Raw genomic sequence first — 15,740 nt, forward strand, 5'->3', positions numbered from 1 at the left:
TCATCATCCTGCGCTATTTCGATATTATTTAATTATGTTCAACACTATACCCTTTTGAATGAATTTCTAAATTTAACTTATTTGCTAAAATTTTATTCAAAATAAAAAATACAATCCCCCCTGCAATGGGAAGCATATAGGCTGGCATGTAATTTAATAATAGTCCTGATATTGCAAGTGCTATTGGCTGCATTATTTTACCTATGCTTAATCCAATACTAAGAACTCTTCCTCTATATTCTTCAGGAATCTCATTTTGCATGAAATACATTAAAGGAATATCAATTTGTGCTATCATAAATCCTAAAAAGAACATAATCATGCAATACGTAGTAACATATACCAAATTATTTACTACAATAGATTTAAATAAAACAGGTATTCCTGAAACTATCATAAAAATTGCCAACATAAAACTTATTTTTTTCAATAGATAAGAATAAGAAAAACAATCAGTTATCTTTTTTACTAATATTGCACGAACTATCATACCTATCGGAAATGTCCCTTGAATCATACCAAATTGCTTAGAACTAAGATTGAGAACTGTGTTAATAATGTATGGCAACGGAACAGTTACAGCAAAGCCTAAAAAGAAATTAAGGGAAATTAAAATACTAAAAGTATTTTTTAAGCTTTTCCGCTCCATTAAGTAAGAGTATCCCTCCTTTATATCTTCAATAAAATTAATTTCTCTAATTGAACATTCCTCATGTATGTTTTGCTCGCACAATTTAAAGTTTATAAACAATATGGATATAGCCGAAAGGATAAATGAAATACCGTTAATAATTATAAAAGTTTTCATATCAAAGACTGCAAAAACAATGCCCCCTAACATAGGCCCTAAAATTAAAGATATAGAATCGATAATTTTACTTATAGAATTAATACTCATTAACCGTTCTTTAGTAACCATATTCGGTTTTACGGCCTCTAATCCTATTCCAAAAAACGTTGTAAATACTGTCATAAGAAAGGTAGTAGTATAAATAATGAATAAGTTTAATCCATAATAGTTGCTTAATATATAAACAGTTATTAATAAGCACCCGCTTAGTACATCCATGCAAACGACGAGTTTCTTTTTATCAACCTTATCAGCAATGACACCAGCAAATGGATTCATAACAATCATTGGAATCGTTCCTAATATGAGCGTAATCGCAAAATTCAACGCAGATCCGGTTATTTGTAAAACATACAATCCTAATGCAAAACTATAAATAGAGCTACCGAATAGTGATACTGTTTTTGCAATTGAATATAAACAAATATTTCTTAGTTCTTGGTTTCTATTTTTATTTTCTATATGTAATCGTAAACTTCCCATCACTTTTCCCCCTGCATAACTTTGTATTACGTACATTGTAAGTTCTTGGGTCAACCCAATAGCAATATGTACGATTTGAAAAGTTTTAAGGAAAAATAAATAAAAGATGGAGTTAGCCCCATCTTTTTCCGAAAAATGAATATGTATAAATTTCTTCTCCTTGAACAAAGAAATCCTCGTACTTTCCGCCTCGTTTTAAATAATTTGAAGTACTTTCATCAATCGATTGAAACTGTAAATTTTGGATTTCTTTCGTTACTTTTGCAGATGTAAAATTCCCTCGGAGTCTAGGTACAATTTGGCTATTTATACTAAATTTATTAAATAAAATAAATGAACTTAATAAATAACAATTGTGTTTAAAAAGGGAATTTAATTCGTGCAATAAAAACTCCTCATGTTCAAAACTATAATTACTTGTACCTGATTGATCGATTACAATATCAACAGAATTACTCTGAATAGGTATGTTTAGAAAATCGGCACAAATAAATACAATATTTCTTTTCGCATTTCTTCTCTCAATTAAATCTTTTAAAAGTAAAAGTTTATTCAAATCTCGATCAACAGCAATATATAAACACTCTTCCGGTAGTTCTTCATAAATATTTCGTAAAAAGAACCCAATACCAGATCCTAAATCAAGTAGTATTTTTTCATTTAAATCTAGTTGCATTAGTTTCTTTTTCGCCCATTCTCCTCCTCTTTGAACATTTTCCAAAAAAGCAGTATCAGTTTCATGGATATAATCCGAAATAGAATATTCAAGTGATGTCTTTTCATACGCTTTCAATGAGTTGTCAGCTGTTAAAACCCCTGAAATAATCGCGTATTCTTCACCACAATTACAAATTAACTTTCCCTCAATAATTTGATTTTTATTGATAAAGCCATCTTCAAGAATTAAATTTCCGTTACACTTAACACATTTAAATAAATGGAGTACTTTTAAATCTACCCCTAAAATTGAACTCGAAATTTCAGTTTCTATAGATAAATTATGTAACGCTTCCTTTAATTTATCTTTTCGTTCCTCTAAGGTCTTTATTTCTTGTTCAATCTTTTCATATTTTACTTTAAATAAAGACTGATAAAAAATATCCTTTTCATAGTCTAAAGATTTCCCTAAATTTTTATAAAGAAACAGTTCTTTAATTTCATTCAAGCTAAACCCTAGCCATTTGTACTCTAATATAAGTTCTATATCCTTTTGATAATACTCGTCAAAAAAATAGTGACTTCCTTTTTTCTCAGGAATAACAAGTCCAAGGTCCATATAATGTCTAATCGTATCTATACTTACATTATTTACTTCTGCAAACTTACTGATTTTCATCCTAATCACAACCATTTATATATTTGTTTATACATACTTCTTTATTATTTTAAGAAATCCTTTCATCGCCCTATGCAAAATTATTTATACTATGAAAAAGTTGTAATTAATTTTAGGGTTCCGCCACATACCCATTAAGCTAAACTTATATAAGTTTAGCTACTCCTTTTTCATTGAGTTGAAAATATTTAAGGTTACGTACTTTTATTGTAGAGGACTTGTACTACGCGTTCATATCAATTTTATAGACGTTTAGGATTTTGTTTTATGGGAAGCATTCTTGCTGTGGAATCGGGATTGTAAATATAGATGAACGTGATTCAAATCAAAAAAAAGGTACTCCTAGAAGTACCTTTTTTACTATTCTATATGTGCGAACGCTTTCAAAATTATTGGATATAAATTGACGTACGCATTGTATTAAATGGTGCATTTATAGATGTCTTTTGGTACTCAAAGGTTCCTTGTTGGTGTCCAGAAGCATCCCATTTATAATACCAGCCAACGATTGGTCTTCCGCCAATTATAGTGTAATCAATACTTTTTACATTAGAACCATTCATTTTAGCAAATGGGTTTTGGCCATAGCCCATTTCTTTCGTTGTAATATATAAATATTTTCCCCCGTGGTTACGCGATGTGCTGAAGCTATTCTGATTAATTGTTTCTACCCCGCCTAGCTCAGACTCTACTTGTACGACGTTTAGTGAAGTAAGTGGTGCTGCTGGTCCAGCTGAAGCTTCTGTTGCCATCCCTAATCCGACGAACGCTGTGATTGCTAACGATGAAATCCCTAGTGCTGCTTTTTTAAACATAAAAAACATCCCCTTCCATCTATTGTTTTCTCTTTCATTGTCAATATAATCCTAATAATCTTATATGTAAATAGATTGCAACTGTAGAAATAAAAGGAAGAAAATTCCGATTTATTAACATTTAAAGATAGTCATCAATCTCTAACTACCTAATGACCTCAAATAAACGCTATTCAAGTCATTTTAAGAAGTACAAAAGACCTTATATACTATAAGGTCTTTCCCAACACTCTGAAAAAACCCGTGAATCATTCACGGGTTTTACTTTAATAACTAATTGCTATTGTACCTTCACCTGCATGAACCGCAAATGAAATTGGTAATGGATATAATTTGAAATCCATTTCAGGAAATGCTTGTCTAATATCTGCAATCCATTCTTCAGCTCCAGTTTTATCGTTAGCATGGAACATGTGAAGTACTTTTGGTAATTCTTTTTCAAGTTCATTTTTAATATATTCTCGACATTTTTGGATTTTACGAACTTTTTTTTCAAGTAAAAGCTCTCCACCTTTTACTTCTAATATTAAGTTCACACTTAATAAACTTCCAAGTAAAAATTGAACTCCTTTTACACGCCCACTTGCGTAAAGGCCTTTTAAACTTTTCGGGAATACGTGGAAGGGTCTTCTTTTTTCATCTACTAATGTTTTGTGTATATCTTGTAACGTCATACCATCATTGTATAACGATTTCGCTTTTCTAATTAGTTCATCCATTGGATAACTTGTTGTTTCACTATCCAATACCGTTAATGGGAAACCTGCCATTTCTGCAGCTAACTTCATGTTTTGATAAGTTCCACTTACTTTTCCGCTAATAGCAACTGCAAATCCCTCTTCATATTCTTCTTTGCATTTCGAAAATAACTCTACCATTTCCCCTATGTTAGGCTGTGATGTAGTGACAGTTTTACCTTCGTTCAAAGCGTTATAAACGCGCTCACGCACACCTTCTTCACAATCTTTGTACGACACACCATCAATAATAACTTCAATTGGGATAACAAAGTTATCTCCTTCTGTTTTAAAACTCGCAGTTGTACTATCAGTAATCCAAGCAACACGCTTCATGTTGTTCCTCCCTTAATTCAATTCCTCTTTTCTGACTTTTCTATATATTTATGTTACGAAAAGAGAATATCCCTGTAATAGTAACAGGACTTTATTGTTTTGGCTATAGTAGATGCATATTAATTGTGACTATTTCTTGTCTATTTCACAAATAAAAAAGAAAATCAAGGAATTTGCTCGATTTTCTTCTTATCATATACTATTTAAAGGTTTCATTATCTAAAATTACAACATAATCATTCGTTAATCGGCCAGCTTCTTTAGTATAACTAACAAGCCTTTGTATATTATCACAGCAAATTTTTGCTCCCCATACGAGTAACGGTACACCAATAAAGTCGATATGGAACCTTCTAGAAAACAGACCACCGAAAGTCATTGGTAAAGGTACGGTTGGTGATGTATTAGAAAAAATAATTTTTTCATGACTTTGATAATGTTTTTGCAAGATTTCTCCTAAATGCTTCATCGCAGGTACAACAACTTTTGATGCGCCGCATCCAATCGTATATACAGGATGACCATGTTCATCGATCCCATGAAAAATAATTTTTCCCATATCTTCTGTTTTCAATTTATTAAAGTAATCTACATTCAAAATTTCTTCTTTCGTTAATTTGCGATCCGTTGGTAGTTTATTTAAATGATACGCTGCAGCTAGTGAGGTAGTATGTGTTCCACCAAAATCTGTGTAAATGTATATCATATTATCATCCCTTGTTGTAAAAGTTCAATGTTAATTAGTATTACCGTTCACAGTGTCGTTAAACACAGGATGAATTTATTTTCAATGTCATTTATTAATAAATTCCAGATTACTACCATCATTTTTTTCTGACTTTCGAATATTGAATTTAGTAGATAGTTTTAAAAGTATTTTATAAATACAATATCCAAAAATAGAACCTAGAACATTACAGATCACATCATCAATATCAGTAATACGTCCCACTCCACTAAATAAAGACTGAATTAATTGTAACAATTCAATACTAGCTGATATAGAAAATCCTAATAAAATTGTATTTTTGAATTTCTTATATTTATCCCATAGGATTGGTGCTAAAAATCCTAAAGGCATTAATAATAAAATATTTCCGCCTACATTTCTTACAATTAGACCAATCATAAATAGGGCATCTCCATCATAAGCACTACCAATTTGATTGATGTCTTTAATAATTGATGCAAATGGTATTATATTGACCGAGCGATTCAAATTTTCAAGATTAGAAGGAAAACCGATTGGTAAAGGGAATAAAGTTACTGCAACAACCATGCAAATGTAGACCACGAATAAAAAACTTATTATTTCTTTCCACCAAATCACATGTTTTTTATTTTTGGTAACAATTAATATTCCACGTACAATTAAATAACAAATAACCCCTAAAATAATAAACAAACTACCGTTGATCATATACAAATTACTAACACATCCTTTCATATAAATTAATAGTTATAATTTACAACTATATAGTAATGTTTTTTAATTTAAAAATCCATATAATCATATGTAATTGTGCAGAATTACAAAAACCCTTTATTTACTAAATAAAGGGTTACTCATTAACTAAAATACTTTTCAAAACAGAAACAGTCATAAACCCGTTTAAATTGTTTTCGTATCTCTTCTTTTATATCCATATAATTAAAAAGCTCTTTCGATTTCTGTCAATAATTTTTCAGGCCCTGAACATTTATTTGAAACAATAACCAATGTAATGCCTAAGTCTGGATATACAGCCGAGCGAAAACTCACGCCTGGGTCATAACCCATAACATGGTATTTAAAAATGTTGTTTTCTTGTGTTTCAATCCATATTCCATATCCGTACGACTGTTTATCATTTACTTGAATGTGGGGAGTTAAAAGTAATTTTGTATATTCCTTTCCTAAAATTTCATTATTAAATAGGGCCGCCCAAAATTTCAGCATGTCTGGTGCAGTAACATATGCACCTCCATCAGCTCCTCCTTTTATCGGTATAGAGTAGGCGTTTGTTCTCCAATTTTGGTTGGTTTCGTCCTTTATATATCCTAGAGCTGTATGTCTTGGTAATCTATCTAACGAAAAATAGCCAGAATCATTCATGCCAATCGAATTAAAAATGTTCTTTTCTATATACTCCGTAAATTTAAGTCCCGTCTGTTCTTCTATTATTAATCCAAGTATGATAAAACCTGCATTGTTGTAGTGAAACTTAGTTCCAGGTGCAAACATCATATTACTTTTTTGGAATAATGGTAAAAAGTCTTTTAAGCTCTTTAATAGATACATAGGTGTTTGTTTCCAAAGATCTTCGAAGTTATCCATAATACTTTCATCAAAATAATCTGGTATACCAGCGCTATGCGTTAGTAGTTGATGTATTGTAATATCTTCATCGAAGTTTGAAAATTTTATCTCTAGACAATCTTTTAATTTTGTATGAAAAGAAATAAAACCTTTTTCAACAAGTTGACAGATGCCAATTGCAGTGAAAATTTTACATCCTGAGGCAATGCCAAATCTTGTTTGTATCGTATTGTTTATACATTCACTTTGGTTTGCGTAACCCAAAGCTTTTTCATAGACTAAGTCTTTTTCTTTTTGTACTAAAACTACCCCTGAGAAATTTATTTTCTTTTGTATTTCTTTTACAATTTTATCAATTTCATCTTTTGTTTTTATCACGACAACCACCCTTATCTTTCGGTATTGTTCTTTCCCCTTATTGATTTTTCCATATAAAGGGGAAAGAACCCTTTTATTAAATACGATAAATTGTTAATGAGAACACAAAGTTCATTTCGAATTTATCCCGCTATTTGTGGGCAGTAAGACCCCCATCTCAAAATTCAGCGAAAGCAAAGAAGTTAAGTGGGGACCCTGCTGCCCGTAAAAGCCCGATTGGTGAGGGCTGATAATCAGTGGGGGATGCCCCCCTGATTAAAGTTTCACTTTATTGATTCAGTAGAATACAACTTAGATTGTGATGGGAATAAAGTAAACACACACAAGACGACAGTAATAAATAACATAATCAATGAACCTACAATAATTACAAGTTGTATAGAAATGAACTGAGTCGCAACACCAGATAATATTGTAATAAAGATTGTTACTATCGCAATAACAAGTCCATATATACTCCCAATCCGTCCCATCATATGAACAGGGATATTATTTTGGTAAAATGTATAAAATCCTGTATTTGCATATGCCATTGAAAAAGATAAAATAAAGAATCCAATAGCAGCTATTAAAAATACATTTGAAAAAGCATAAATTAAATAACCAATTGCAATAAATAATGATCCTATTCCAATTAGAAATGAAGGTGCTAATTTCTTTGATAAAATTGTATTTGTTATGGCACCTAAAATAAATCCTGCACCAGCTATACTAACTAGAAAACCGTATTCACTATCTGTTAGTAGTAATACCTCTTTCGCAAACGATAGTTCAAGTGAATCAGTAGCAGTCGCTAATACGAACATACTTTGAAATAAGAAATACACACATACGACATACACATGTTTTCTACTAAAATTTATAACAGTGTTCCAATCTTTTATTAATACTGTAAGGGATAATGTATTACTAGTTGTATCCGAATCTTTTTTCTTATCAAGATTAGGTAAAAGTAATGTAATGAATCCTGATAAGAGAAATGCTATAGCATTTATATATATAGCAAACTCTGATGTACTCGCAATTAATAAAACCCCTGCTATCGCCGGACCAATTAAAAATGCACCAGATCCTATTAAACTACGTAATGAGTTGAAACGTTGTCTTTGTTCTACCGGAATTAATTTCGTCATATACGTCATAGCAGTTGGCTCATAAATTGCACTGGCCATACTTATAAAGAATACAAATACATAAACAATCCAAAGTGACGGAAGTAAAGGTAAAATAGCGATAAATAACGCACGATATATATCGAGGTGAATCATTAATTTCCGTTTATTTAAACGATCAATCATACTCCCAGACCAAGCGTTTGTAAATAAAGTGGCTAATGGTTTTATTACATATAAAGCAGCAACAGCTAAGGCTGAGCCGCCCATATGATAGACAAGTACATTCAGTGCTATTAAGTAAATCCATGCCCCTAAATTCGCAATACCAACTCCGGACAATAGTAATAAAGGATATTTCCAATCTTTAAGTAAGTTTTTCATTTTTTGGCCCCCGCTTTCCAAATTGTTTTACAACAATAAAAAAATCCCACCCCCAAGACTTTTAATCTTAGGGACGAGATTTATCATCGCGGTGCCACCCTAGTTTGTTAATATGTCACCATATTAACCTTATCAGGTACTGCATTCTAACTCATGCTTATACCATAGCTCTATAACGGGAGCTCCCGTCACACCATCCCCTAATAATAGGTTCCGATGCGCTGCTCAGAGGCTTGGTTCAATAAAGAATTTTTACTCCTTTTCAGCTAAATGGAGCTCTCTGTGAAAAATTCATTTTATTTACTCTTCTCTTCACTGCATTTGATTTTTACCATATTATCACAATTATTTTTAACTGTAAATAAAAAATAATCAGATATTTATATTTTCGTCATTTTTGCTTTACGACCAATTCGACATACGAAACGCATTAGCTTTTTATGAAGATAAGGAAATAAAGTAAAGAATACGTCCATCGTTTTTTTTAATGGCATTGGACAAATTACTAATTTATTTTTATGAATAGCTTTCAGTGCAATTTCAGCAAACTTGTCAGCTGAAATTGGCTTATTTGTTTTTAGTTGTTTTATAATTTGATTCTTATTCATATTAATTGCAATTGATTTTTCAAATATGGGTGTATCTACAAAAGTTGGACAAAGCACACTTACATTTACACCGTATTCTTCCGCCTCATAATGTAATGAAGTTGTTAAACCTACGATAGCATGTTTGGTTGTTGCATACGCGGTACAAAGGGGAGCTGGTCCTAAACCAGTTGCAGAAGCAGTATTAATGATATGACCAAATCCTTGTTTTTTCATGAATTGGTAAGCCAATTGTGTTCCGTAAATTACTCCTAATAAATTTATTTCAATAATATGTTTCCAATCACCCAAAGACATATCGTATACTTCTCCATACATAGCAATTCCTGCATTATTAAACATATAATCAATTCTACCAAACTCATTAACTATTTTTATAATAAGTTTTTCTACGGATTCAGCGTTAGTAACATCTAAATATTCGAACCTAGCTAGTTGATTATTATTTTTTATATTATTCACAAGGTTCTGGCCACTGACTTCATTAATATCAGCGATAATTACAAATATATCTTTATTTGCTAATTGAATGGCTAAAGCTTTACCAATACCAGAAGCGCCGCCAGTTATAATTGCGACTCTTTGCTCATCCATATAAATAACCTCCTGTTGTTTATACATATAATGAAAACGGACGAGTGTAAGAATTTGAACAATCGTTCTAATTCGCTTGTAACGCTACACATGTTTGTTTGTAATAGAGAGTAAAAAAATTGTAATGGTTTTATCAAATAAAGCTTCTAATTTCTCTGTTTCAATTGAATGAATGAATTGACATAAACCACCAAGCCATGAAGCTAATAAAAGACTGGAGTCCTCAACATTTTCTATATAAAATTCGCCACTTTGTATACCTTCATCCAAAATTTTATGATATGCCTTTAAAGGGATAGCAGCTAAACCATAAAGCTGTCTTACTGTAGAAGGATTCGTGCTCGGATCAGAGGCAAGCTCTTGCCCTGCCCTTAATAACGGCGTTTTGTAATTATAAAGTACAAATTTAGCCATTCCATATAATTTCCCAGTAGCATTTGCATACTGTTTTTCTACTATTTTCCATTTATCGTGCCAGTTTCTCATACTGTCTTTAGCTAAATAAACAAATAATTCTTCTTTATTTTTATAATGATAATATATATGTCCTTTACTATAACCAGAGGCTTTCGCAATGTTATCAATTGAGGTCCTTGTATACCCTTTTAAGGAAAATAACTCTATCGCTTTCTCTGCTATTATTTCTTTGGCTAAATCGCTATCGTATCGTCTTTTATTCAATGTAGACTCCTTCTGTCGTTTAATATAAAAAAATTGAACAATCGTTCTAATTTCAATATATGTAAGTTTTTTTGTTTTAGTAACTGTTAAAAATCTTATTTATTATTTTCTTAAAAAATACGGTGCGTGAAATTACTCATAAATTTTTAAAAAAGAACCTATTGGATATAGGTTCTTCAACAAGTTTGAATTAATTCGTATTCGCCTCTGTTAACGGTTGTAACGGCGGTTCTAATTCTAGTTCTAGTGTATCTCCTTCTTGTAAATCTTGTCCTTTTTCAATACTTTGGCTCGTTACATAACCTGTACCAGAAGTTTTCAAATCTAATTTCAAAAGCTTAGAGAAATACATAACATCACGCATGGACCAACCTTTTACATTTGGCATTTGTGCGTTATTCCCTAATAAAAATATACGATCACCTTCACTCATTACCTCGCCAGACTGTGGATATTGTTTTATTATTTTTCCTTCTCCTAAAATTACCGGCTGTAGCTTCTCTTTTTCTACACTTTTCTCTGCTGTACCCATCGATTGATTTACATAATTTTGTACTTTTAATTGAGATTGTTTCGCTGCATCAGCTATTTGTTTTTCGGTATACGGTTTCACCTTTAAATATTCAAGGCTGTTTTTTATAACAGGTTTAAATATTTCAGCAAGAGGCTGAGCTCCATACTCATCTCCTTTTAACTTTGGCTGCTTAATAGCTAAGTATACGATTAACTCCGGATCATCAATTGGAGCCATTCCTAAAAAGGAGAAAATGTAATTCTCTTTCCCTTCCATATATCGGCCGTTTTCAGGATTCGGGATTTGTGCTGTTCCTGTCTTACCTCCAATTGGATAACCATCCACTTTATACATTGTACCAGTTCCTTTTGAAGATGTTATAACACGCTCCATTAAGCTTCTAACCTTGTCCGCTGTTTCTTTTTTTATCGGATTCCCAATTTCTTTCGGTTGATTTTCCATAATAACTTCTTTGTTTGTTGGATTTACAACTTTATCAACGATATATGGTTGCATTATTTTCCCGTCATTTGCTATAGCAGTAGCCGCTTGGATTAATTGAATCGGAGTTACTGTAGAACCTTGACCGAAAGAAGTTGTAACCTGTTGAATTTGTGTATTTAATAATAAAGTATTTTTACTTTCTCCAGGTAAATCTATCCCTGTTTTTTGATTGAAACCAAATTTATTCATATATTGCTTAAATTTATTTGGTTTCAGTAACTGATCTTCTAAAATAGAAAAAGCTACGTTTGATGACCTTTCAAAACCTTCATCAAATGTAATTGATCCCCATCCAAATCCACCATTATGGTCTTTTATATCAGAGGAACCAACGGAATATTTTCCAGATTGAAAATATTCTTTTCCGTTATATACACCTTCATTAATGGCAGCTGCTAACGTAAAAACTTTCATTGTTGAACCTGGTTCATATGCATTTGCAATCGGGTCATTTAAAAAGTATTCGATATCACCTACATTAGGATTGTAACTAGGTTTACTAGACATCGCTAAAACCTTTCCTGTTTTTGGATCAGCAATAATGCCAATTAACATAGAAGGATCATAATGTTCTTGCGCTTTGTTCATCGCTTCTTCTAAAAAACTATTAATTTGTTTATCAAGCGTTAAATATACGTTATTCCCATTTTTAGCTGGTTCTACTTTACCTATATCATTTGTAAGCGGAATTCCCCTTCGTGTACCCACATATTCTATATTCCCGTTTGTAGAGCGCAAATATTTATCCAAACTCTTTTCAAGCCCAAACTTCCCTTCCGTATTCCCTTTATCATCTGGTCTAGCAAAACCAAGTATATAGGATGCAAAGTCTTCATTCGGATACACTCTTGCTTTTTCCGACATAAAAGATACACCTGGTATTTTTAAATCATTAATTTTTTCCTTCTTTTCCCTAGATAAGTTCCGACCAATTTTCCCAATTTCAACTTGCGTACGCCCTTCATGAAAGTTTTTTAATACTTCTTCTTTATCAATTTCAAGCGCATCGGCTAATTGTTGTGCGGTTTCATCTTTATTTTTAACTTTATCTTTTCCTTTTAAATTCACAACAACTCGATACGTTGTAGAATCTTGTACTAACACCTTTCCGGTTTGATCATAGATAGTGCCACGATTCGCTTCTAAAACACCTTTTTTATTATGTTGTTCATTCGCGAGATCCTTTACATTCACATTATGCACGACTCCTACTGCCTGAATATAGAATATACGCAAAATCATAATAAGAAACAAAACAATAAAAGCAATCATCATATATCGAGCGCCTTTATTCGTTTGGAGTTTTTGCATACTTATCTCCTCTCTTTTGGAATGGATTCGTACGAAGATCCGTTTTAAAATTTGTAGTTTTTGTTTGCGATACTATATGTTTCGAAGTTTTCTTTTTAATTCCTTTAAAACAATGCAAAACTAACTGTTGTTATTTTGCGTCATTATTTTATATATTGTAAATATGGTGCGTGAAATTTCAGAATATTAATTAGTACAACTTGATTACAGAGCACTCTAAACTCTTTTCGTATTTCCTATAAAAAATTCCCCTCTGGATGTCCAAAGGGGAACTTTTTATAGGAAAATTATGCGATATGGTTATATTTCGCTAAGAAAGGAATTCGTCTCGCTACTAATGCATACATTTTGAATACAAGTTTCGCTATTGGTTCAAACATACGTGTACTTTGCATTACTAAAGCGCTCGTAATAAGTGTTAAGAATGCTGCACCAAGTATATCTAAAGGATAATGAACACCTACGTACATACGTGATATACCGACTAGTACTGCCCATAATAGCGCGATATATTTCAGTTTTTCTCCTCTAAGAATAAATACGAAGGCGATTGAAAATACAAGTACAGAATGATCACTAACGAATGATGAATCTGCTGCGTGTGGTACTAATTGGTGTACATCATGTGATACGAACGGGCGCGGATGGTAATATACCGCGTGTATAAGAACATTTACTACTAATGCAATAATAACCGAAAGCGTCGTATATAAAACTGTATATTGTTTTCTAATTGCCTTCTCTTTCTTTCCATTATTAAACCATAAGATAAACATAAATAGAACGGCTACGTATGCAGCGCTATTTGTAATAGCAATCATTAACGTATCTAATAGTTTGGATGAATCAGCAAAATTATTAAACCACTGAAATACTGTGTAATTCATTAAACTCTCTCCTTACATACAAGTGTTCTTGATTTACACAGTATACAATACCATTATGAAAATAGGCTTAAACTTTTTTCATCTAATTCTCATTTTACTATTACTCATGCGACAATTATAAAACAAATTTTATACGCTATTTATGTATAAAACCGGTAAGCCTTTATAATAAGGCGGTTCGTATTTTTTTCATGTTTGAAATACATAACATATTCATTTAAATATACTAATTGTAAAATCATATTTTTTAATTCATTTGAAGTACAATATTTCCGAATTGTTCCCCATGTTCCATACGGCTTAGTGCTCGAATTGCTTCTTCTAACGAGTAAACCTTATCAATAATTGGTTTAATTTGATATTTTTCAATAAACTTTATCATCTCATTAAATTCCTCACGGCTACCCATGGATGTTCCCATAATATCAATTTGATTATAAAATAATGCGCGTAATGGTAATTCAATTGTATCTCCTGAGCTTGCACCAAAATTCACGATTCTTCCATTTGGTTTTAATACATCAAAATATTTCAAGAAAGTTGCCGGGCCTATACTATCTATTATTAAATCTACTTTTTCACCTTGTAAGCTCTCTTCCCAATTTCCGGTACTATTAAAAGAAATATCTGCACCATATTTTTCAGCATGTTCCCTTTTATTCTCTACCCTTGAGGTAACACTCACTTTAGCACCAATTGCTTTCGCGAATAACATGGCAAATGTAGCAACACCACCGCCTATTCCCGGAATTAAAACATGTTCACCGCACTTCAATCTACCCTTTGTAAAAAGTGCTCTATATGCAGTTAGTGCGGATAAAGATAAAACACCTGATTCTTCCCAAGTAAGATATGCCGGCTTTTCTACTACATTTTCAGCCGGTACAATTACATATTCAGCAAACGTTCCACCTTTCGGTCCACCTAGCACTTCCGGTAACTCTGGTACTTCAGTAGCATGTTCCCATCCAATACTAGGATTAATAATAACTTCTGTATGTAGTGTAATATTTGAAACTCCTTCTCCTATTTCTGTAACAATTCCTGATCCATCTGACCCTATTACTAATGGTAGATCCATTTCTTTTCTATTATTTATAATAAATAAATCCCTATGATTTAATCCTGCAGCTTTTAACTTGACTTTTACTTCACCTGCATTAGGACTTATCTCAGGTAGAAATTTATATTCTAATCCCTCTAATCCTTTTTCATATTGATGTACAATAGCTTTCATTGCTTAATTCCCCCTTAATATTTCCAATGTACTAGAAATATCAAAATAAATAAAATAGTTTGCCTCCAATAATTAGAAATTATATATTTTGACATAAAAAAATCCCCCTCCCTATAAAAAGTATAGGAAGGGGTTTCAAAACTAGTTAGATAGGAATCTATAAATTCATTGAGTTCTAGCCAATTCTAATATTTTTCGAATAAACGGCGCTTTTGCCTTTGTATATGAAACACGATCAAAAGCATATGTAATAGCAAGCCTCTCTTTTAATTCTCTATATTCTTTACGTGCCCATTCATGGCTTATTAGAAAGTCACGAAATAAAATATTGTTTCTCCACTCATCACTATTATAAATATAAATATGCAAATGATGAGTACCCGCTCTCCATTTTCCCTTTCTAAAAAAACGCCAATTCGTTGCATCTTTTGGAACATACTCATATCCAATTTCCGATAGAACTTCAATCCAGTTTTCAGTAATTTGTAAGTCTGTTACGCCAATCATCATATCAATAAGAGGTTTAGCTCCTAATCCTTCTACTGCTGAGCTTCCTATATGTTCAACGGCAATTATTTCTTGTCCTAACAAGGAACAGAATTTCTCTTTTTCTTTTATATACTCTTCAACCCAGTCTTTTTGATATGCTTTAATAACAATTTGTTGATCCATTG

14 protein-coding genes, 1 pseudogene and 1 other annotated feature are annotated in these 15,740 nt (G+C 31.9%); all 15 genes and pseudogenes read right to left on the minus strand.

What is annotated here, in order from left to right; genetic code table 11:
- Positions 1-28 precede the first annotated feature (28 nt).
- The 15 genes and pseudogenes from CGQ22_RS13105 to CGQ22_RS13170 all read right to left on the minus strand — a co-directional run bounded on the left by CGQ22_RS13105 (position 29) and on the right by CGQ22_RS13170 (position 15,738).
- Complete coding sequence (locus tag CGQ22_RS13105; protein ID WP_089148847.1) at positions 29-1,333, minus strand: MFS transporter; 1,305 nt, start codon at positions 1,331-1,333, stop codon at positions 29-31.
- 112 nt (positions 1,334-1,445) lie between these two features.
- Positions 1,446-2,669, minus strand: a complete 1,224-nt coding sequence (locus tag CGQ22_RS13110; protein WP_089148789.1) for a MerR family transcriptional regulator — start codon at positions 2,667-2,669, stop codon at positions 1,446-1,448.
- A 389-nt stretch (positions 2,670-3,058) separates the two neighbouring features.
- Positions 3,059-3,484: a DUF4879 domain-containing protein gene (locus CGQ22_RS13115; protein WP_089148790.1), complete on the minus strand. Its 426-nt coding sequence runs from the start codon at positions 3,482-3,484 to the stop codon at positions 3,059-3,061.
- Between the two features lie 266 nt (positions 3,485-3,750).
- On the minus strand, positions 3,751-4,557 hold the full coding sequence (locus CGQ22_RS13120; RefSeq protein ID WP_089148791.1) for a DegV family protein: 807 nt from the start codon (positions 4,555-4,557) through the stop codon (positions 3,751-3,753).
- A gap of 199 nt (positions 4,558-4,756) precedes the next feature.
- Entirely contained in the window at positions 4,757-5,263 is a 507-nt protein-coding gene (locus CGQ22_RS13125; protein ID WP_000639421.1) for a DUF3189 family protein, read from the minus strand.
- An 87-nt stretch (positions 5,264-5,350) separates the two neighbouring features.
- Positions 5,351-5,983 (minus strand): VanZ family protein, encoded by a 633-nt coding sequence (locus CGQ22_RS13130; protein ID WP_000281845.1) that lies wholly within the window; start codon positions 5,981-5,983, stop codon positions 5,351-5,353.
- Between the two features lie 143 nt (positions 5,984-6,126).
- Positions 6,127-6,195, minus strand: a pseudogene (locus CGQ22_RS32905) (GNAT family N-acetyltransferase); the annotation flags it as partial.
- Positions 6,196-6,208: 13 nt separating this feature from the next.
- Entirely contained in the window at positions 6,209-7,234 is a 1,026-nt protein-coding gene (locus tag CGQ22_RS13135; RefSeq protein ID WP_000598053.1) for a serine hydrolase domain-containing protein, read from the minus strand.
- A 263-nt stretch (positions 7,235-7,497) separates the two neighbouring features.
- Positions 7,498-8,730, minus strand: a complete 1,233-nt coding sequence (locus tag CGQ22_RS13140; RefSeq protein ID WP_089148792.1) for an MFS transporter — start codon at positions 8,728-8,730, stop codon at positions 7,498-7,500.
- A gap of 66 nt (positions 8,731-8,796) precedes the next feature.
- Positions 8,797-9,055 (minus strand) — a binding site (T-box leader).
- 55 nt (positions 9,056-9,110) lie between these two features.
- The gene (locus CGQ22_RS13145) at positions 9,111-9,932 is read right to left on the minus strand and encodes an SDR family NAD(P)-dependent oxidoreductase (RefSeq protein ID WP_089148793.1); all 822 of its coding nucleotides are present in this window, start codon (positions 9,930-9,932) and stop codon (positions 9,111-9,113) included.
- Positions 9,933-10,016: 84 nt separating this feature from the next.
- Positions 10,017-10,613 carry a TetR/AcrR family transcriptional regulator gene (locus CGQ22_RS13150; protein ID WP_089148794.1) on the minus strand — a complete coding sequence of 199 codons (597 nt, stop codon included), beginning with the start codon at positions 10,611-10,613 and terminating at the stop codon, positions 10,017-10,019.
- Positions 10,614-10,803: 190 nt separating this feature from the next.
- The gene (locus CGQ22_RS13155; protein ID WP_089148795.1) at positions 10,804-12,942 is read right to left on the minus strand and encodes a penicillin-binding protein; all 2,139 of its coding nucleotides are present in this window, start codon (positions 12,940-12,942) and stop codon (positions 10,804-10,806) included.
- Between the two features lie 287 nt (positions 12,943-13,229).
- Positions 13,230-13,829, minus strand: coding sequence for an undecaprenyl-diphosphatase (locus CGQ22_RS13160; protein WP_001110128.1), 600 nt, complete (start codon positions 13,827-13,829; stop codon positions 13,230-13,232).
- Between the two features lie 247 nt (positions 13,830-14,076).
- The gene (locus tag CGQ22_RS13165) at positions 14,077-15,066 is read right to left on the minus strand and encodes a zinc-binding dehydrogenase (RefSeq protein WP_000644508.1); all 990 of its coding nucleotides are present in this window, start codon (positions 15,064-15,066) and stop codon (positions 14,077-14,079) included.
- A gap of 165 nt (positions 15,067-15,231) precedes the next feature.
- Positions 15,232-15,738, minus strand: coding sequence for a GrpB family protein (locus CGQ22_RS13170; protein ID WP_000372676.1), 507 nt, complete (start codon positions 15,736-15,738; stop codon positions 15,232-15,234).
- Positions 15,739-15,740 lie beyond the last annotated feature (2 nt).

The organism is Bacillus sp. M13(2017) (genome assembly GCF_002218325.1).
Lineage (GTDB): Bacteria > Bacillota > Bacilli > Bacillales > Bacillaceae_G > Bacillus_A > Bacillus_A thuringiensis_K.

Coding starts and splice junctions, on each gene's coding strand:
- CGQ22_RS13105 (WP_089148847.1), bottom strand. CDS start 1,333: ATGGGAAGTTTACGATTACATATAGAAAATAAAAATAGAAACCAAGAA.
- CGQ22_RS13110 (WP_089148789.1), bottom strand. CDS start 2,669: ATGAAAATCAGTAAGTTTGCAGAAGTAAATAATGTAAGTATAGATACG.
- CGQ22_RS13115 (WP_089148790.1), bottom strand. CDS start 3,484: ATGTTTAAAAAAGCAGCACTAGGGATTTCATCGTTAGCAATCACAGCG.
- CGQ22_RS13120 (WP_089148791.1), bottom strand. CDS start 4,557: ATGAAGCGTGTTGCTTGGATTACTGATAGTACAACTGCGAGTTTTAAA.
- CGQ22_RS13125 (WP_000639421.1), bottom strand. CDS start 5,263: ATGATATACATTTACACAGATTTTGGTGGAACACATACTACCTCACTA.
- CGQ22_RS13140 (WP_089148792.1), bottom strand. CDS start 8,730: ATGAAAAACTTACTTAAAGATTGGAAATATCCTTTATTACTATTGTCC.
- CGQ22_RS13145 (WP_089148793.1), bottom strand. CDS start 9,932: ATGGATGAGCAAAGAGTCGCAATTATAACTGGCGGCGCTTCTGGTATT.
- CGQ22_RS13155 (WP_089148795.1), bottom strand. CDS start 12,942: ATGCAAAAACTCCAAACGAATAAAGGCGCTCGATATATGATGATTGCT.
- CGQ22_RS13160 (WP_001110128.1), bottom strand. CDS start 13,829: ATGAATTACACAGTATTTCAGTGGTTTAATAATTTTGCTGATTCATCC.
- CGQ22_RS13165 (WP_000644508.1), bottom strand. CDS start 15,066: ATGAAAGCTATTGTACATCAATATGAAAAAGGATTAGAGGGATTAGAA.
- CGQ22_RS13170 (WP_000372676.1), bottom strand. CDS start 15,738: ATGGATCAACAAATTGTTATTAAAGCATATCAAAAAGACTGGGTTGAA.